This is a genomic window from Butyrivibrio sp. ob235, from assembly GCF_900109475.1.
Taxonomy (GTDB): Bacteria; Bacillota; Clostridia; order Lachnospirales; family Lachnospiraceae; genus Butyrivibrio.
This window is the reverse complement of the sequence record NZ_FOBE01000005.1, coordinates 30,667-49,598: the sequence shown is the minus strand read 5'-3', so window position 1 is coordinate 49,598 and position 18,932 is coordinate 30,667. Positions and strand designations below refer to the sequence as shown.

The window sequence follows — 18,932 nt, the reverse complement described above, 5'->3', positions numbered from 1 at the left end:
TAATGAGTGCTATGAATAATAAAAAATCCATATGGGCATGGTTCCCCGTAACTTTGTTAACAGCCTTTTTTTGCTGTGTGTTATGGGGGAGCGCTTTGCCGGCAATTAAAATAGCATATGAACTGTTCAGGATAGGCCCTGATGATACTGCATCAAGGCTTATGCTTGCTGGAGCTAGGTTTTTTCTGGCAGGAATTATGACGATAGCATTCGGGTCTATAATCAACCGGAAAGTACTTGTTCCCGGAAAGGGTTCGACAAAGTATATTGTAGTGCTTTCCATGGTCCAGACCGTGGGACAGTATTGCTTCTTTTTTATGTCACTCGCTCATATCACCGGCGTGCGCGGATCGATAATAAATGCGTCGGGCAATTTCTTTGCGATTCTTGTAGCGGTCTATCTGTTTCATTTTGAGAAATTTACACTGAGGAAATTTATTGGGTGTGTGGTAGGGGTTTGCGGAATACTTCTGATCTTTGGCGGAATAAATGCCTTTGGAAGCGAAGCGGTTACACTTCAAGGCGAAGGTGCGATGCTTACAGCAGCGTTTTTCTATGCGCTATCATCGTGTTTCATCAAGATTTATTCAAAGGAAGAAAGCCCGGTTGTTCTTAGCGGATATCAGTTCATGCTTGGCGGAGTAATTCTGTTTACAATCGGATTTTTCATGGGCGGGCACCTCATATTCGGAAGCGCATTATGCGTACTTAATCTCATATATATGGGATTTATTTCCGCCGGCGCTTATACCTTATGGGGAATTCTACTAAAGCATAATCCCGTTAGCAGAGTTTCAATCCTTGGATTCATGAACCCTGTAATGGGTGTTGTTCTGTCTGCGATACTTCTTGGCGAGAAGAATGAGGCGTTCTCTGTTAGGGGAATCGTAGCTCTGGTACTCGTAGCGGCAGGCGTCGTGATAGTTAATAGAAAAGAGTAAGATGAAATAACTACAGCAGAAAAATATGCCCCTGAGTATGATGTGGATAAGATTTTGCCAGAGCTGAATTAAATCAACTATTAAGAATACTTTCTCTATTGCTTAATACATATTTTAGATTATATCCTGTAAAATAAAGGTATGACTTGCATTTGTGATATGAGGGGTATTTGTATTGAGTGAAAAAAAGGTATTGACAGGCAGGATGAATGAACAAATACTGTTAACGGAACGGAACGGAACGGAACGGAACGGAACGGAACGGAACGGAACGGAACGGAACGGAACGGAACGGAACGGAACGGAACACCCGTCAACTGCAGCCAATCAGCCTTCGCTTATAGCTCAGCTTCTTGGGTAGTTTTGAGATGGGCGCTGTTACACAAATCAGAGATTGTGACAGCGCTTCTGGTACAGCACAATTATTGTGCCCTTTTGGGGGCTAAAATAGAATATATTAATGATGGATAACCGTCGAATAAGACAGGGGTTAGAGCCCTGTCTTATTCGACGGCTTTTTGTGTTGTGTAACATGGCTTTGCGGCAGCCATAACAGTCGTGAATAAGAAGTAAAGGAGATAATAGCTTATGAGAATTAAGAAAAGTTTTTTAGGATTCCTGTTCAGCCTGGCGCTGGTGCTTGGGCTGATCCCGGGGATGAGTTTGACGGCGTATGCTGATGATGATTACCCCACCCTCTGGGTCAACAACGTGCAGGTGACAAGCGCTAATGCAGCGAATATCACAGGAGAGGCTACGCCAACAATTAGCTATGACGTGGCTTCCAACACACTTACCCTGAATAATGCGATTATTACAAGTGGGTATCACTTCCAGGATAACTGGGGTAAGGCAGGAATCTATTATCATAAAAATAACAATAATGCCCTCAATATTGTATTAAGTGGAAATAACATTATCTCCGGGGATGACATCGGTTTTGGAATGTGTGGCAGTTATGACTATCATGGTAAATTTAATTTCTCAGGTAATGGTACCCTTACTACACAAGGAACATCATCCGGAATCTATATGCGAGGTGGAGGCGTACAAATCGATAGCGGAACAATCAATGCATTGGGAGATTCTTCTAGCGGAATAAACGCTAAATTTGAAGTTGTCATAAATGGTGGAACTGTGGAAGCGAAGGGAGCTAAACAAGGAATTGATGCTGGTTATGGTGTTAGCATAAAAGGCGGTGATGTTACTGCGATAGCGGAGGACGACAGTAATCCTGATGCTGCTGCAATATCCGGTTATAATGGTAAACATAGTTTTACAGGTGGAAATGTGACAGTGAAAGGTGGAAAGTATGGGATTAAAATGGGCGGTTCTTATGATATAGAAATCGGTTCAAACATTACTTCCGTAACCATAACTGGTACAACAAGGGCAATTTATACTAATCAAAAGGTCATTAATTCTGTCGCAGGCAAGGGTTGGTCCACAGTAGAAGGAACTGGTGATGGAACAGAAATCCCCATAAATACAAGCGGTGGAAGCCTGGGATCCTACAAAAAATTATTGTTCCCTTACAAAAAACCAGCTGCAACCGTAACAACTGCTCCGACAGCCAAGAAATTGACCCACACCGGTGCGGCACAAGAACTGGTGACAGCCGGCGAAGCTTCCGGCGGCACGATGCAGTATGCATTAGGCAAGGACGCAACCACAGCTCCGACAAATGGCTGGAGCACATCCACCCCCAAAGGCACCGATGCCGGAACCTATTATGTATGGTACAAAGTTGTAGGAGATGACTCACATAAAGACTCTGATCTGTCATGCGTAGAAGTCCAAATAAAAGAAAAGAAAGACGATAGTACTATCGAAACAAAAGTAGAGAAAAAGGATGATACTCCTGAAGTAAAGGTAGAAGGCCTTGATTCTGAACTTGCTGAAGGCGTTATGACAGACGAAGAGAAAGCTAAGGTTAATTCCGGTGATAACGTATCACTTACGCTGCAGATGACAAATATTGATTCTTCTGTTCCGGAAGAAGAAAAGAATCTTACTGACAATGCACTGAAAAATGAGAATAAGAATAGTAAAGTCGGCATGTTCTTTGATATTTCTCTATGGATTAAGGTAGGTCAGGGCGAAGCAAGGCAAGTGACTGAAACAGGTAAAAAAGTGATCAAAGTTACTTTACAGGTACCGGATAATCTCAAGGCACCGGCAGGAGTCAAGAGAAACTTTTATGTGATTCATATACATAACAAGGCTGCAAAAGTAATAGCTAAAACTACATCAATGTCCATACCTCTTAGCCTGGATGGTTTTTCAACCTTTGCTCTGGCATATGCTGATGAAGCTGATACAGAAGCAGGTAACATTTTCTTCTCAGGTGTAAAGATAACTCAGAAGGATGGAAAAATCGCTGTTTCATGGGATAAAACTAAAGGTGTTGCAAATTATGAAGTATATGCAACCTACTGTGGAAATAGTTATTCCAAGAAGGCAACAGCTACAACAAAGAAGAACACCATAACATTAAAGAAGATAAACAATAAGAAGATCAACTTTAAGAAGAACTTTAAGCTCTATGTTGTTGCATATGACAGTGATGGAAATCAGGTCGGAAAGACCGTCTCAGCTCACTTCGCTGGAAAAGACAACAAGAAATATAAGAACATCAAAACGCTTAAGCTCTCAACAAAGACCATAACTGTAGCAGTAGGAAAGACATCCAAGATCAAGGCATCAACAACCCTTGAAAAAGGCAAGAAGAAGGAACTCTCCGATAGCCATGCTGCAAAATTCCGCTACAAATCAACCAATAAGAGTATCGCAACGGTTGATAAGAACGGAAAAGTAACAGGCGTAAGCGCCGGCAATTGTGCGGTTTATGTATATTCTAGAAATGGATTGGCAAAGAAGGTGACCGTGACTGTAAAGTAAGATAGCCTACAACTACAAAAAATAACTGAGCTTATGGGGGCTGTGCACCAGGCCGAGCAGATGCCTGTACACAGCTCCCTTTTACTCTTTAACTGATTACGTGTAAGATATGAGTCTGGAAAAGCCGGATTCCAGTGGACATTTTCTATATTTGCCAGCAGGAAGTCATATGTTTCTTTAGATTCTTTTCAGATGACAAATTTTTATTGACATGATATTTCAAACAGTGTAAGATAGCCAAGGTCTTTTCGACACCGACAGTTCGTTTGCACCATCCTGTCGTTAAACAAAACCAGGGCTGATTGGAAATATCTATGTATTCTGATTGCTCTGCGTGCTAATGCGCAGAGTTTTTTTTGATTCGTTGTTTCTGACCTGCTCTGAGCATATATAAAGAGAGGTTACAGATAATGAATTTATTTCTTGGAATTTTTGAGTTAGTCGTTTGTTTTTCCGGCGTTGTAATTATGGACAGGCTTTTTGGCAAGTGGGGGCTTTATACCTGGATGGCTCTTGCTGTAGTATTTGCCAACATACAGGTTTCAAAGCAGGTCGATATTGCAGGTATATCCACTGCGCTCGGCAATGTAATGTTTGCTTCAACCTATTTGGCTACAGATATCCTCAATGAAAAATACAGCGTAAAAGCCAGCAAAAATGCCGTTAAAATTGCGGCCGCTTCACTTATCGCATACATCGTTTTTGCGCAGTTTACCCAGAGTTTTATCCCCAACGCTTATGACGCTGTGGATCCCGGTATGAAGACTATTTTTGCTATGTCAGTAAGAATCACAGCTGCATCCGGTCTTATGTTTGTGCTGTCAAACTGGCTCGATGTAATCTTATATCAGAAGATTAAGGAAAAAACCAACGGAAAACACATGTGGTTTAGAAATAACATCTCCACAATCCTTTGCAACTGTGCTGAGAACTTTGCATTTTCCATTCTTGCATTTATCGGCACATATGATCTCCTTTACTGCCTTGAGATAGCAGTTGCAGGCTCACTGATTGAGATGCTTATTGCTCTCTGCGATACACCTTTCCTGTACCTTGCGAAAATCAGCAAAAAATCAGGAATTCTTATTGAAGAGGAAAATGAAGAAAACAAAGAAGATGCGGAAGATGTCACCGAGGCTGCAGCATGATACATGATCTTGTAAGATATCAGTTTGATAATAAGAGCGCCCTGCCAAGGGAAAATGTGCTTTTGGTATCACTTGGATGTTCATGGGGGAAATGCGCCTTCTGCGATTATCAGGATGATAAATCATCTTCTGTCCTGGCATGCGACGCTGTAAACAAGAAGGTTCTTAAGCAGGTAAGAGGCAAAGATATTGGCTCTTCATGCCTTGACGTTACCTGTTCTGCTTCTTATACCGAGCTTCCTTTTACCACCATGAATTACATAAGGGAAACCTGCGCGGAAAAAGATATAAAAACCGTCATCCTTGAGGGGCATTACATTTACAGGGACAGTAATCCTTTTTTCGTAGACTTTTTTAAAGCTTACGACATCGATGTTCTTTTCAGATGCGGAGTGGAAACCTTTGATGAAAAACTCAGGGAGGACTATTTGCATAAGGGATTACCCGGTGTCACCCCTGAAGGATTATCTGAGCATTATCAGTGGATTAATCTGATGTATGGCATGCAGGGACAGACCATTGATCAGCTAAAGAAGGACATAGAGATTGGTCTTGCGCATTTTAAACGTATAAACCTGAGTATTTTCACTACAGTTCCGGGAGGCCCCTTGCGGGATGTGGCTGCCATAACAGATTTTTACAGTAGTGATTTTTATAAAGAGTTACTTGATAATCCCAGGATTGATATTTTTGATGAATGGGACGAAGGTAACGATCACAATGTAGGGCATGATATTTGATTGCCCTACATCAGTTCTTTCAATTTTTTTAGTATGGATTCCTTATCCATGTAGTCAATTTCACTCATGGCTATACCGGAAGTGTTTTCCGTGGCCTCTAAAAATTTTTGCTTATATTCATCTTCTGAAACGGGTTCATTCATCCAATTCCATTCGCCGTGTTCCATCGGATCCCAGCTATTATAATCGTCATCATCCGGGTATTCTGTCACATCAAAGCCGCCATATTGAGTATAGTTGATTGAGCCGTCCTTCATCTCATAGATTGTGTCGGAAGGGAGGCCCAGAGGAGCCTGGATTGCGCTGTCAAGCAGCTTGCCGGTGCCGGGAAGATAGTAGAGAGTTCCTCTGTAACCTCCGGCTGAAGCGACTCCGTCACCTAAATCATCATTCATAACAACGCCCTGATCATTATAGCAGACTATCATGTAGGGCTGCATTCCGGGATCAGGCCTGTTTTCATTGGTACAGGTCGCGAATAGTTCCAGTGTGCCGTCTTCGTCAAGGTCAATCAGCTGAAAACCATCCCATTTAAGCGGATCAGCCTGATCAACGATGGTGTAGTATTCTTCATAAATATTGTAGTCAGTTTTTGCTTTGGCAGTAGGAGCAGGCATATCAAAAACTGCTTTTTCCATTACATCAGGGTCAACAAATTTGTAAGTATCCATGTAGGCTTCGTATTCCTGCATGGTTATGGGCTTACCATTGTAGGTGAAGTCACTGTTTTCGTTATAGACGTCTTCCTCAGCATCGAAGTACTCAGCATAGATGCTCATCTGTTCGACAATCCTGCCCTCAGCATCATATCTGGCCAGATCCTGGTACTGCCTTCCCATATGAGAAAAGTCGCTGTGGCTGATATATGTATGTCCGTTACCTTCATAAACAGAGCAAAAAGCCGAAGTTCCGTCTCCACAGGTAAGAAGATAAACAGATCCGTCCTTTACATCAAAAATATCAAAGCCGTAGGAAGGTTCATTGATAAGAAGTTCTTTTTCTCCATCCTCATCAACATCGTAATAATATGCCTGCAGCTCGCCATATAGATCTATCATTTCCTGATATTTTTCCAGGAAATAGCTACCCTCTACGCGAAGCGTGTTATTCAGGTAGCTCTGATACAGAACGCGGTTGTCGTCCTCTTCTGTAGTATTTTCTGTGCTGGATTCATTTGTGTTGTCGGTAGAAACTTCAACTTTTTCTGATGTTGATTCGGACTCACCGGTATTATTTTTAGCTGCGGGAGTATCACATCCGCTTGTTGCAAATGCAATCGCAAGAGCTGAAAACATCGCAGCTATAACATTTATTTTTACATACTGTTTTTTGAACATTTTATACCTCCACAGTAAGAGTGATTTTTAACATGTGTTCCTATACAAAATAATGCATATTACCGACTAATTGCAACATTTTTCGGATGCCGACTGTATTATTAGTAGAACATCATGAAACACACATCATGGAGTGTATGTATAAAAAGGTAAAAGGGGACATGTGATGAAAAAGAAATATCCGTTACTTAGAATAATCCCGGTATTTTTATATTTATCCACAATAGGACTGGATCATGTTTTACATTGGAAGACATTTGATTTAAGAACGATACCGACAGTGCTTATGATAGGTCTTATTGGAGGAATGTTTGGCGTTGCTTACGGCACTGCCGCATTTGTGGCATTTTTGTTTGCAAACGGAACAAACAGGCAGTTAGACATCATAATGATGCTGATGGTCATAGTCTGCTGTGTTATCAGCTTTGCGACCGGATACGCAGGAATGATGATTTTGGGCATCGAGGGAGCAGCCGGGCTCGAGGGATGGATGCTGAATACATTTTTCGGGATTTGTTATGTGGTAGCATCAGTAGCAATCACGATCAGGAACTTTATGAGATACTAATAAATTGACATTTTCCGAATAATAATATATATTGATTGTATACAATCAAGTAGCGCAAGCGGCAATATTGTTATATGGAGAAAAAGTCATGGATAAAAAGCTTACATTCCACAAACCGTCATTTGAAGAGGCTGCAAAGCTTTCGGAGATTTATGCACTAAGAGGAAATAAGACCTGTGACAGCACAGTTCTTGATACCTATATTTGGAAGAATTTATATAACACAGAGGTATATATAGAGGACAAGGCTGCAATTATTCTTATGAAAGATGAAGCGGGATATTTTGCGGCAATGCCCTATTGTAGAGAAGAGGAGCTTCCCAAATATTTTGAGCTTTTGAAAAAATATTTTAATGATGAGCTTGGCTGTCCGCTCAGGATAGACCTGGCAGATGAAGATGCGCTTGATGTGCTGGGATTATTGAATAATCCAAATTATATGGTAGAAGAGGAAAGTGACCTTAAGGATTATCTCTATGATGCTGAAGAACTTAGAACTCTTCCGGGTAAGAAATATCAGAAGAAGAGAAATCTTATAAACAAATTCATGAAGGAGTATGAGGGCAGATGGGAGTATAAGACCATGTGCTGTGTCGATGAGTATTTTCTTGAAATTTTTATGGAAAAATGGGTGGAGACCAGATTATCCGAAGGTGTAGAGAGCAGAGATACGCTTCTTGTTGAAAAGGATGGAGTTATTGATATTTTGCGTAACTGTGATAAGGTGACCTTTAGAGTAGGCGGTATTTTTATCGATGAAGTTTTGGAAGCCTTTACAATCGGCTCTTATAACAGCAGGGAGAAGATGGCAGTTATTAGCATCGAAAAAGGCAATTCCAATATCCCCGGTATATATCAGGTTATAAATCAGCAGTTTTTACTTAATTCATATGAGGATGCTAAAATTGTCAACAGAGAGGATGACATGGGCATCGAAGGACTAAGACGGGCTAAGGAGAGTTATAATCCAATTGGTTATGCCAGGAAATACAGAGTCTGTGAGAAGGCAGCGTGCAATCATTTATACGAGAAAATAGCATGATAACAGAGTATTTGGATAAAAACAAAACAAGAAGTCTGTATGAAGAGGCTTTTGATGATCCTAAAGCCTTTGTTGATTATTATTATTTGGATAAGTGCCTGGACAATCGTATGATAGTCAGCCTGGAGGATGGTGAGGTAATATCAATGCTTCATCTGAATCCATATTATATAAATTTGTGCGGAAAGGTTGTTAAGAGTTACTATGTGGTGGCTGTGGCAACCAAAGAGGGCAGACGCCATGAGGGGCAGATGTCCGCAGTTTTTCGGGAAGCTTTTGAACTTATGAAAGAAGAACGCGTTCCGTTTATTTATCTCATGCCCGTGGATGAATCAATATACTCCTGGATGGGATTTGAAAAGATATGCGACTTTATCACAGAAAGAATCCGGGATTTTGTAGAGATCAGGAAACGCTATGATGTTTTTTGTATGAGAGATGAAGATTATATAAGGAGAATGAACAAGGAAGAAGCATTAAGAGCGGAGGATAGCGGAGAAGTTTTACCGGATAGCCCAATCATAATGGCCAAAATCACGGATCTTGATTCATTTTGCGAAGCGGCTGGTTACTCTTTTGACAGTGACGAAGACGCGTTGAAATGGCTTAAGAGCAAAAGAATATATATAAGTGAAGAAGTATGAGAAACCTGAGTGCATTTATATGTCTCAGGTTTTTTATTATTGAAAACTATCTTAAAAAAATCTAAACTGCGCCAATTGTGAATAAGATAAGTTTATAATAAAAATGTATGATTATATTATTGGGAAGTTATGCGATAAGACACTGATAATGAGCACATATAGCAGGAGACTTCATTATGTGGATCGAGTTTTCCGACATAATAGGTATTGCAATAGTTATTTATGTTGCTGTGCTTGTTCGAAATAATAAGCATCTGAGAAAAGATGCCAGATTCGGCATCCTTTTTTCCGGTGCGATGCTTGCCGGTCTCTACTGCCTTGATATGTTGTGGTATGTGCTTCAATATACACTTCCGAACAATGAGTCAACCGATTATATTCTAAATTTAGTTACTTGCATTATTTCCCTGCTGATACCGGTGGGACTTAGTACCTTTTTTATAATATATATACAAAGAGGCAGGAGACTCAGACATTTCGTGGGTCTTATCCTTATGCTGATTCTTGCGATATCGGACATAGCCAATATCTTCACTCCGATTGTTTTTTATCATAAAGATTCCTACATGGTTTTCAGACCCTTTGGACTGGTGATGCATATACTATGTTTTGGGGCTTTTATGATACTCCTTGCAGATATGGTTATTGCCACGGCTTTTGATTATGAAAACATCTTTCTTGCAGGATTTGTCGGTCTTACAATGCTCTTGGGCTTCCTTGCGTCATGGATTAACTATGATCTTAAAACTTTGTGGGTAGGACTTGGGATAGCGTATCTGCTTATGTATCTGGCGGTATCTGAGCTTTACAACAAAAAGGATGTTATAACGAATCTTCCAAACAGAAATGCCTACGAGAAAACTATGGCATATATTAAAGACAAATATAATGCTATTTTGATGGTCGATATGAACGATCTTAAAAAATATAATGACACCAAGGGTCATAAAACCGGAGACCGTTATATCTACGCAACGGCAAGGACTCTGGCAGATGCTTTTGAAGGTCATGGAAGGCTATACAGGGTTGGCGGAGATGAATTCTGCCTTGTATCCAAAGATTCAGAGGAGGTGCTTGATGCAATTGCAGCATCTGTTTTGGAGAAAGGCAGTTGTGATGAGAAATACGGTGATTTTCCGATAAGCTTTGCTTATGGTATAGCTAAGCGGCATGAAGGCGATACACATGAGCAGGTATATGATAAGGCAGACAGAATGATGTACGCAAATAAGGATATGACTAAGGAGAAGGCGCATGGTTCTTTATCTGACAAGTAGTTTTATCCCATATAAAGTGCAGGGGGCTCGAGAAAAAGCAGAACCCTTGGATAACTACGGCTTTTTTGATGAACTTAAAACTGAATGGCCTAAAGACGCAAAACTCCTCTATGTGCCTTGCAATCCGGAGAAGGTTAAAGAAAACGGGAAAAAAAGGCAGATCATTCTGGATATATTTGCTTCTGCAAATATATCTGTCAGTGAATGTAAAACTCTAACGGAAGAGGATTCGGCTAATGACATGGTGGCATGGTCAGATGTGATATTCCTCGCAAGCGGTCATGCTCCGTCGCAGCTTGCATTTATGAAGCGTATAGGATTAAAGGAAGCACTTTCTGGATATGATGGCGTTATTATCGGACAGGGTGCAGGTGCGATGAATGCTGCATTCTATGTGTATCATACGCCGGAACTTGAAGGTGAAGCGGTAGATCCCAACTATGTCAGGTTTTCGGATGGCCTGGATCTGACTAACATTCAGATAATTCCTCACAGAGATTATATAAGAGAGCGAAGTGTGGATGGTCTGAATTTAATAGATGATATTGTTATTCCTGACAGCTTTGGCTGTAAATTTTATCTGATATCTGACGGTAGTTATTTTAAAGTAAAAAACGGAGAGACCTCGTTTTTCGGAAAAGGTGAAGTAATTGAAGACGGAGTTATTTATCCCATTAAACCGGGAAAAATTATTCCGTTTATGAGTTATGTTGAACAGCCTGTGATAAGAAGCCTTATTTCCGAAGGCTATGACATGATCTTTGCTGTAGAAAAGAATGAAGAAAGATGTGAGGTCTATCATTTGGATGTGAGCCTCTGGGGAATTTTCACAGAGAGCAGATTCGATTATAAAGAAATATGCAAAAGACTTTCGCAGACACTTGTAAAGGAGGAGCAGGAGATATTTCTCGAACAGGTCAGAATATCCTCAATACAGGAAGAATTGGCAAAGCGAGGCGAGTTTGTAAGAACTGTTCATGTGGATTATGAGGATGGTCGCCGCGCTAAGAACATCAGAGCAAAGGAAGTTCCGGGGTATCCGGACTGGCTGATGATGATTTATATTGACATAACATCTGTTCTTGATTATGACTGGATGACAGATGAATATGCAAGGACAGGCTTTTTGGACAGAGCAAAGCTCTTCCTGTCCGAATTGCACCGAGATGACCACTATTCACTCGTGTTTGCTAATGTAAAAGGGCTGAAAGCCGTAAATGAATTGTTTGGCAATCAAAAGGGAGATCTTGTAATATTCCAGACGAGGGATGCCCTCAGAAAGTATCTTCATCCTGTTCTTATGGGGAGACTGGAGGGGGATAACTTTGCCCTTATAACTGCGGATGAGAACCTTGTTGAAAAAAATATAAAATCGATGTGCCGGCAGGTTTTCAGGACTGAATCCATAAAATACAGCTACGAAATATACTGCGGAATTTTCCGTATAACAAATCCGAGAGTTGGTATATCCGCTATTTTGGACGGGGCGAAGCTCGCTGAAAAGAGTATTCGAAACAACAAGCGAAATCAGCTGTTTGCGTACTATGATGATTCGATGAAGGAGAATTATGTAAAGCAGAGATTCCTGTTGTCGGATTTTGAACGCGCGCTGGCAGATAATGAGTTTATGCCGTATTATCAGCCAATAGTCAATGCGAAGACAGGAGAGATAGTCAGTGCGGAGATGCTTATAAGATGGCAGCACAGAGATCTTGGTATGGTATCTCCCGGAGATTTTATTCCTATTATTGAATCGGAGGGAAAGACAGCTATTCTTGATAAATTCATGCTTGAAAGCGGGATTGATTTTATTGAAAGGTGTTATGCTGCCGGAAAAATGGCGGTACCCTGTGCGATTAACCTCTCCAGAGTGGATTTTTATGATTCATTATTTATGGAAAATATATTCGAATCAATAAAAGGCAAGAAGATAGAGCCTGCTATGGTCAGATTTGAGGTAACCGAGTCTGCCTATGCGGATCTTGAGACAAAGGCTCTTGAATATCTTGGCAAACTAAAAAAGCATGGAATTCAGATCCTTCTTGATGATTACGGAAGCGGTATGAGTTCATTATCAATGCTTGAAACCTTTGATTTTGATATTATAAAACTCGACATAGGCTTTATTAGGAAAATCGGTATCAACAAGAAATCCGAATCCATAATTATTTCTACGATAAAGCTCGCACATTCCATAGGTGCCAAGGTTACGGCTGAAGGAGTGGAGAATGAGAAACAGCTTAAGTTCCTTCAGGATGCGGACTGTGACTATATTCAGGGATTCTATTTTTACAAGCCTTTGCCCGAAGCTGAATTCGAGAAATTGCTTAAATAGAGAGTTTTAAATATTCGCCAGAAGAATTTTTGCAAGGCCGTCGTTATTATTATCGGTTTCGGTGATAATATCGGCGGCTTTTCTTACATCATCTGTTCCGTTGATCATTCCGATTCCAAGACCTGCGGCTTCGATCATTGAGATATCGTTTTCTTCGTCACCTGCCGCCAAAGTGTTTTCATGAGGAATGCCCAGGTAATCTGCAAGCCTTGTAACTGCGCTTCCTTTTCCCGCCTCTGAATTAAATATTTCGAGATAGTAGGGATTGGAGTACAGAAGAGTAAGCTTATCTCCGGCAAGTTCTTCGACAGCAGCTTTGAAACGATCTATTTTTTCTCTGTCATGAAGCTCTATTCCTATTATTTTGCAGGGGATATCGGTGAGAGCAGAGTTTATGTCTTCTGAAACTATATATGGGGTATGTATCACTCTTCTATAGTATTTAAGCTCTTCATCCTCGGCCGGAGTAACTATATTTTCATCTGTATAGGTGTGGCAGTGAACACCGTATTCTTTTGATAAAGCAAAGATGTCGGGAATCATATCAAAAGGAATACCGGTTCTGTATACATCTTTCTTATTGTCGCAGTCATAGATCTGTGAACCGTTATAGGCAATAAGGAAACTTCCGGGGAAAAACAGATTATTTTCTCTCTGTACAGACATTGCACTCTCTAAAGCACGACCTGTATTAATGGCAAAATGATTACCGGCATTTGTAAATTGTATAAGGGCCTCCATGGTAACGGGAGACACCTTTTTTTCTTTGGTCAAAAGCGTACCATCCAAATCTGTGAAAAAAATCTTGCTCATATAAAACTCCGTTCAAAAACAAAATGACAATACTTTTTGCATTATAAACTTTTATATCACATCTGTAAAAGTTTATTTTTTTATAAGATTACGTTTATTTTGATACTAGTTTTGGCGCATATAATGAAAGTAGGGGACTTTAGCCATAGGGAGCATTCGCTTATGAAGAAAAGATTCGGGCTTCTGGCGAGATTTACTATTATTTTTCTGTTATTCATGATAATTATGATAGTAATCAGCGCGGTAGCTACCTATATGATCCAGGAAGACAACTACACATTGCAGCAGGAGAGGCGAATCAAGGAAGTTACTAATTGTCTTGAAGCTTTAATTGAAGCTGACGGAGATGAATTCAGGCTTATGCAGGAATATTTCCTTGAGAACCATGAGAGCATAGTCATCCCATATGATTACGACGGCAATTATATTCCTGCCAGAAACGAATGGGAGAGAATATTTTCCGAGCAATACGGCGGAGAAGTTTTTGAGAAAACCATAGCGTTTTCTGATATGACTGATGAAGCTAAAATAGCTTTTACTACATATAAATATGAGCAATGGCTGAATATTTTTGAAGAATTCAATGAGGAGTTTGGTACTGAATACGTTTATTATCTTGTACCGACTGATACGCCTCCGCTTATGTACTATGTCTTCGACGGACTCAGAACAGAAAAGGTAGTAGACGGAAAGAGCATCATGGAGTTCGATTTTGATGTGGAGGTTCCTGAAGACAGTTATCCCAAGCTATGGGAGACATATCAGACTGGAAAAAGTCCCAGCGGCTATGATTCCTATGATAATCAGTTCGGCAAGACTTATGGATACTATACTCCACTATATGTAAGCGGGGAGATGATAGGCATAGTATGTGCGGATATCACCGTGGAAGCGGTCAACAAAGGAATTCTGAATAACACTATTAAAGAAGTGGTAATAGTGGCTGTTATTTTATTGCTGTGTATGTATAGCATGCTGTGGTTTATAAACCACCAATACATTTTTAAGCTTCGTAAGATGGAAAAGTTCATGGACGAATATGCAGATAATAAAGAGGTTTCCATGGCTGATAAATTCGATAACATCAGTTTGGGAAACCATGAGATTACAAATCTCGCAAGAAGAACAGCTGCTATGATTCGTGAACTTAACGATTATATGCTGAACCTGATGAAGACCTCAAAGGAGCTTCATAGCACCAAGGAACATGCAGCAGAGATGGCGGAACTTGCCCAAAAGGATGCCCTTACGGGAATCCGTAACAAGACAGCCTATGACAAAGAGATAATAAAGCTGGACAGGGAGCTTAGGCGTAATCCTGATGTTGAGTTTGCTATTGCCATGATTGATCTTAATTTCCTGAAACGCATAAATGACAATTATGGTCATGAGCAGGGGAACATAGCAATTAAGAGACTTTGCGATATCGTATGTAAAATCTTCTGCCATTCGCCTGTATTTCGTTTGGGCGGAGATGAATTTGCCGTGGTATTATGGGGAAGTGATTTTAATAACAAAGATGCACTTCTTAATGAGTTTGCAAATAAATTAAAAGAGATGGAAAAAGATGATACTCTTAAGCCCTGGGAAAAAATATCAGCCGCTATTGGACTTGCAGTATATTCACCGGGAATTGATGAGAATGTAAGTGATGTATTTAAAAGAGCTGACAGTATGATGTATGAAAATAAGAAAGAGATGCGGGCAACGAGAGACTGATAGTATGTTAAAATAGTAACTGCAAAAAACGAAGATTATTGCTACTGGTTATATAATTTGATTATACGGAGACAGGTATGAAAAAAGTTGACTTACACACTCATTCTACGGCTTCGGATGGGACCTACAGCCCCTCCGAGCTTATCAGGTATGCCCATGAAATTGGGCTTTCTGCAATAGCTCTTACCGATCATGATACTATTTCCGGCCTTTCGGAGGCGATAGAAGAGGGAGATAAGTATCCTGATCTTGAAGTAATTCCCGGTATCGAATATTCAACTGTAAGAAATGGCAAGGATGTTCATGTGGTCGGCCTTTATATCAATTATAAGGATGATGATTTCAAAAGATCACTTCAAAGCTTTATTGATTCCAGGGAAGAACGCAACAGGAAAATGTGTAAAAAGCTGACAGACGCCGGAATGCCGATAACCTATGAGGAACTGGTGGAGAATAATCCCGGAGCTGTAATTACGAGGGCTCATTTCGGAAGACTCCTTCTTGCAAAGGGGTATACAACAAGCATTAAGGAGGCGTTCGACAGATTCATCGGAGATCATTGCCCATGCTATGTACCCAGGGAAAAAATAACACCTGAAATGGCAATAGAGCAGATTATTTCAGGTGGCGGAATTCCGATTCTTGCCCATCCTGTACTATACGGACTTGGAAGAGATGCGATGGATGAGCTTGTTCATTCCATGAAGGATGCGGGGCTTGTGGGTATCGAAGCTATATATGGAACATATACTGCACAGGATGAGCGGGACATGAAAAGTATTGCGGCTAAGTACAACCTTCTGATAAGTGGCGGCTCGGATTTTCATGGCGGAAATAAACCGCATATAGATCTTGGCTGCGGTACCGGCAGGATGGTTGTTCCGTATGAGGTGGTGGAAAAAATTAAAGAGTATAGGAAATAAAAAACAGCATCGTCAGTATGGCGATGCTGTTCTTTCTATATATTCTGTTTCTGAAAATTATTTAATTTTGATTCTTGCAGAAGCGGACTTAGTCTTTTTACTGGTGACTAAGGACAACTGAAGATAAAGAGTCTGTCCTGCTTCAAGAGTGACTTTTCCGGTTCTCTTGGCAAGATAATTTTTATACTTTCTGGAGCCTACACTCAGCCAATTGTGCTCTTTTCCTTTTGTGTCAAAATAAGCAAAATCAAGAACGTCTGAATCTGAATTTACAGGACGGGTCTGTCCGAAAAGTGATCCAAGGCAGCTTTTTGCACCCTTTGCTTTTATATTGCTGACTGTAATGGTGTATGTTCTTGATTCCGGTGCTACGAATTTTACATAGCCCTCACAGAAAACACCTTCGGTTTTTTTGACAACAACATTGTGAGTGCCCTTTGATATTTCTGTTGAGATTGGCTCTAACTCAGAAGCGCGTGTAGCGAATTTGTGTGCTACAGGTTTAACAGTCTTAACCTTAGCTTCTACTGTTAACGGCATAGCGAGTACAAATACCATTGCCATTACGAGTGATAATACTCTTTTCATTACCCCAATTTTGTTTCTTGTTTTCATACTTTTTCCTCCATAGAAATAAAATGAATAGTTCCCCTCACATACGATAATAATTTAACGACTTTCAAGGTATTTTGTCAATAAATAGACATTGCATTTTTGAGGGGTATCAAATATAATACCAAGTTGGTTACTTAATTATAGAAGAAACACGATCGGAGGTAGTTTTTCAATATGATCAGTGCAAACAATGTCACACTAAGAGTCGGTAAAAAGGCTCTGTTTGAGGATGTAAACATAAAATTCACCGAGGGCAACTGTTATGGAATAATTGGTGCCAACGGTGCGGGAAAATCTACTTTCCTTAAGATATTATCAGGTAAGCTTGAGACCACCAACGGAGATATTGCTATTACTCCCGGCCAGCGTCTTTCTTTCCTGGAGCAGGATCACTTCAAATATGATGAATTCACTGTGCTTGATACAGTTATCATGGGTAACGCCCGTCTCTATGAGATCATGAAGGAGAAGGACGCTATTTACGCAAAGGAAGATTTCTCTGATGAAGATGGTATCCGTGCAAGTGAGCTTGAAGCTGAATTTGCTGAAATGAACGGATGGGAAGCTGAGTCAGATGCAGAGAGCCTTCTTAACGGCCTTGGAATCGAGACTGAGTTCCACTACAAGCTCATGAAGGAACTTGATGGTAATCAGAAGGTCAAGGTACTTCTTGCGAGAGCGCTTTTCGGTAATCCCGACATTCTGCTTCTCGACGAGCCTACCAACCACTTGGATATGGATGCTATAGCATGGCTCGAGGAGTTCCTTATCAATTTTGAGAACACTGTTATTGTTGTATCCCATGACCGTTACTTCCTTAATAAGGTATGTACTCATATCGCTGATATTGATTATGGTAAGATTCAGCTCTATGCAGGTAACTATGATTTCTGGTATGAGTCTTCACAGCTGATGATTCGTCAGATGAAGGAAGCCAATAAGAAGAAGGAAGAGCAGATCAAGGAACTTAAAGAGTTCATTGCAAGATTCTCAGCTAACGCAAGTAAGTCTAAGCAGGCTACTTCACGTAAGAAGGCTCTCGAGAAGATCGAGCTTGATACTATTAAGCCCTCTTCAAGAAAATATCCTTATATTGATTTCAGACCTGAGAGAGAGATCGGAAACGAAGTACTTACAGTTGACGGAATCAGCAAGACTGTTAACGGCGAGAAGGTTCTTGATAATATTTCATTCGTTGTTCAGCATGATGACAAGATCGCATTTGTCGGTGGAAATGAGCTTGCAAAGACAACTCTTTTCCAGATTATTTCCGGCGAGATTGAGCCCGACGAGGGCACATATAAATGGGGTGTAACTACTTCACAGGCTTACTTCCCCAAGGATAATTCAAGCGAGTTTGACAATGACTATACAATCACCGAGTGGCTTACAGGCTATTCCGAGATTAAGGACGTAACCTATGTCCGCGGATTCCTTGGCCGTATGCTCTTTGCCGGTGAGGATGGTGTTAAGAAGGTTAAGGTTCTCTCCGGAGGTGAGAGAGTTCGCTGCATGCTCAGTAAGATGATGATAAGCGGTGCAAACTGCCTCATCTTTGATGAGCCTACTAACCATCTTGATATGGAATCAATCACAGCGCTTAACCAGGGTATGATCAAGTTCCCCGGTGTTGAGCTTTTTGCCTGCCGTGACCACCAGGTAGTTCAGACAACAGCAAACAGAATAATGGAAATCCTGCCTGATGGCTCACTTATCGATAAGCGCTCTACTTACGATGAGTATCTCGAAAGTGATGCGATGGCAAGAAAACGTACAGTTTACAGCACTAACGAAGACGAAGATAATGATGACTGATCATTATGTATGCATATGAAGTTGTTTTTGGGAAAAAGAGCCTACGGAGCAACTGAATATAAAGCCTTCCCCTCTGGGGAAGGTGCCTGCGTAGCAGGCGGATGAGGTTAACAA

15 protein-coding genes are annotated in these 18,932 nt (G+C 40.7%); 12 read left to right on the top strand and 3 right to left on the bottom strand.

What is annotated here, in order from left to right; translation table 11 throughout:
* Positions 1-2: 2 nt before the first annotated feature.
* The 4 genes from BMW61_RS06020 to BMW61_RS06000 all read left to right on the top strand — a co-directional run bounded on the left by BMW61_RS06020 (position 3) and on the right by BMW61_RS06000 (position 5,730).
* The gene (locus tag BMW61_RS06020) at positions 3-941 is read left to right on the top strand and encodes a DMT family transporter (RefSeq protein ID WP_330388414.1); all 939 of its coding nucleotides are present in this window, start codon (positions 3-5) and stop codon (positions 939-941) included.
* A gap of 588 nt (positions 942-1,529) precedes the next feature.
* Positions 1,530-3,842 carry an Ig-like domain-containing protein gene (locus BMW61_RS06010; RefSeq protein WP_091820345.1) on the top strand — a complete coding sequence of 771 codons (2,313 nt, stop codon included), beginning with the start codon at positions 1,530-1,532 and terminating at the stop codon, positions 3,840-3,842.
* A 410-nt stretch (positions 3,843-4,252) separates the two neighbouring features.
* A complete protein-coding gene (locus tag BMW61_RS06005; RefSeq protein ID WP_091820342.1) occupies positions 4,253-4,990 on the top strand; it encodes a queuosine precursor transporter in 738 nt (245 codons plus the stop codon).
* Positions 4,987-5,730 carry a hypothetical protein gene (locus BMW61_RS06000; protein WP_091820340.1) on the top strand — a complete coding sequence of 248 codons (744 nt, stop codon included), beginning with the start codon at positions 4,987-4,989 and terminating at the stop codon, positions 5,728-5,730. The genes BMW61_RS06005 and BMW61_RS06000 overlap by 4 nt, the downstream gene beginning before the upstream one ends.
* A 5-nt stretch (positions 5,731-5,735) precedes the next feature.
* On the opposite strand, the gene BMW61_RS05995 is transcribed toward BMW61_RS06000, so the two are convergent.
* Positions 5,736-7,067, bottom strand: a complete 1,332-nt coding sequence (locus BMW61_RS05995) for a hypothetical protein (RefSeq protein ID WP_091820338.1) — start codon at positions 7,065-7,067, stop codon at positions 5,736-5,738.
* A 166-nt stretch (positions 7,068-7,233) separates the two neighbouring features.
* Between BMW61_RS05995 and BMW61_RS05990 the strand changes: the two genes are divergently transcribed.
* From BMW61_RS05990 to BMW61_RS05970, 5 genes are all read left to right on the top strand, one after another.
* A complete protein-coding gene (locus tag BMW61_RS05990) occupies positions 7,234-7,635 on the top strand; it encodes a hypothetical protein (protein ID WP_091820337.1) in 402 nt (133 codons plus the stop codon).
* 88 nt (positions 7,636-7,723) lie between these two features.
* Positions 7,724-8,677, top strand: a complete 954-nt coding sequence (locus BMW61_RS05985) for a DUF2156 domain-containing protein (protein ID WP_091820335.1) — start codon at positions 7,724-7,726, stop codon at positions 8,675-8,677.
* Positions 8,674-9,321, top strand: a complete 648-nt coding sequence (locus tag BMW61_RS05980) for a GNAT family N-acetyltransferase (RefSeq protein ID WP_091820333.1) — start codon at positions 8,674-8,676, stop codon at positions 9,319-9,321. The genes BMW61_RS05985 and BMW61_RS05980 overlap by 4 nt, the downstream gene beginning before the upstream one ends.
* A 176-nt stretch (positions 9,322-9,497) precedes the next feature.
* Positions 9,498-10,598 carry a GGDEF domain-containing protein gene (locus BMW61_RS05975; RefSeq protein ID WP_091820331.1) on the top strand — a complete coding sequence of 367 codons (1,101 nt, stop codon included), beginning with the start codon at positions 9,498-9,500 and terminating at the stop codon, positions 10,596-10,598.
* Positions 10,576-12,933 (top strand): EAL domain-containing protein, encoded by a 2,358-nt coding sequence (locus tag BMW61_RS05970; protein WP_091820329.1) that lies wholly within the window; start codon positions 10,576-10,578, stop codon positions 12,931-12,933. Before BMW61_RS05975 ends, BMW61_RS05970 begins: the two co-directional genes overlap by 23 nt.
* Before the next feature lie 6 nt (positions 12,934-12,939).
* Here BMW61_RS05970 and BMW61_RS05965 read toward each other — a convergent pair whose 3' ends face one another.
* Positions 12,940-13,746, bottom strand: a complete 807-nt coding sequence (locus BMW61_RS05965; RefSeq protein ID WP_091820327.1) for a Cof-type HAD-IIB family hydrolase — start codon at positions 13,744-13,746, stop codon at positions 12,940-12,942.
* 162 nt (positions 13,747-13,908) lie between these two features.
* Between BMW61_RS05965 and BMW61_RS05960 the strand changes: the two genes are divergently transcribed.
* Positions 13,909-15,465, top strand: a complete 1,557-nt coding sequence (locus BMW61_RS05960) for a GGDEF domain-containing protein (protein ID WP_175475109.1) — start codon at positions 13,909-13,911, stop codon at positions 15,463-15,465.
* A gap of 77 nt (positions 15,466-15,542) precedes the next feature.
* Entirely contained in the window at positions 15,543-16,388 is an 846-nt protein-coding gene (locus BMW61_RS05955; RefSeq protein ID WP_022763109.1) for a PHP domain-containing protein, read from the top strand.
* Between the two features lie 57 nt (positions 16,389-16,445).
* On the opposite strand, the gene BMW61_RS05950 is transcribed toward BMW61_RS05955, so the two are convergent.
* Positions 16,446-17,003 carry a hypothetical protein gene (locus tag BMW61_RS05950; RefSeq protein ID WP_091820323.1) on the bottom strand — a complete coding sequence of 186 codons (558 nt, stop codon included), beginning with the start codon at positions 17,001-17,003 and terminating at the stop codon, positions 16,446-16,448.
* A 174-nt stretch (positions 17,004-17,177) separates the two neighbouring features.
* On the opposite strand from BMW61_RS05950, the gene BMW61_RS05945 reads away from it, so the two are divergent.
* Positions 17,178-18,818 (top strand): ABC-F family ATP-binding cassette domain-containing protein, encoded by a 1,641-nt coding sequence (locus BMW61_RS05945; RefSeq protein WP_026499009.1) that lies wholly within the window; start codon positions 17,178-17,180, stop codon positions 18,816-18,818.
* Positions 18,819-18,932 lie beyond the last annotated feature (114 nt).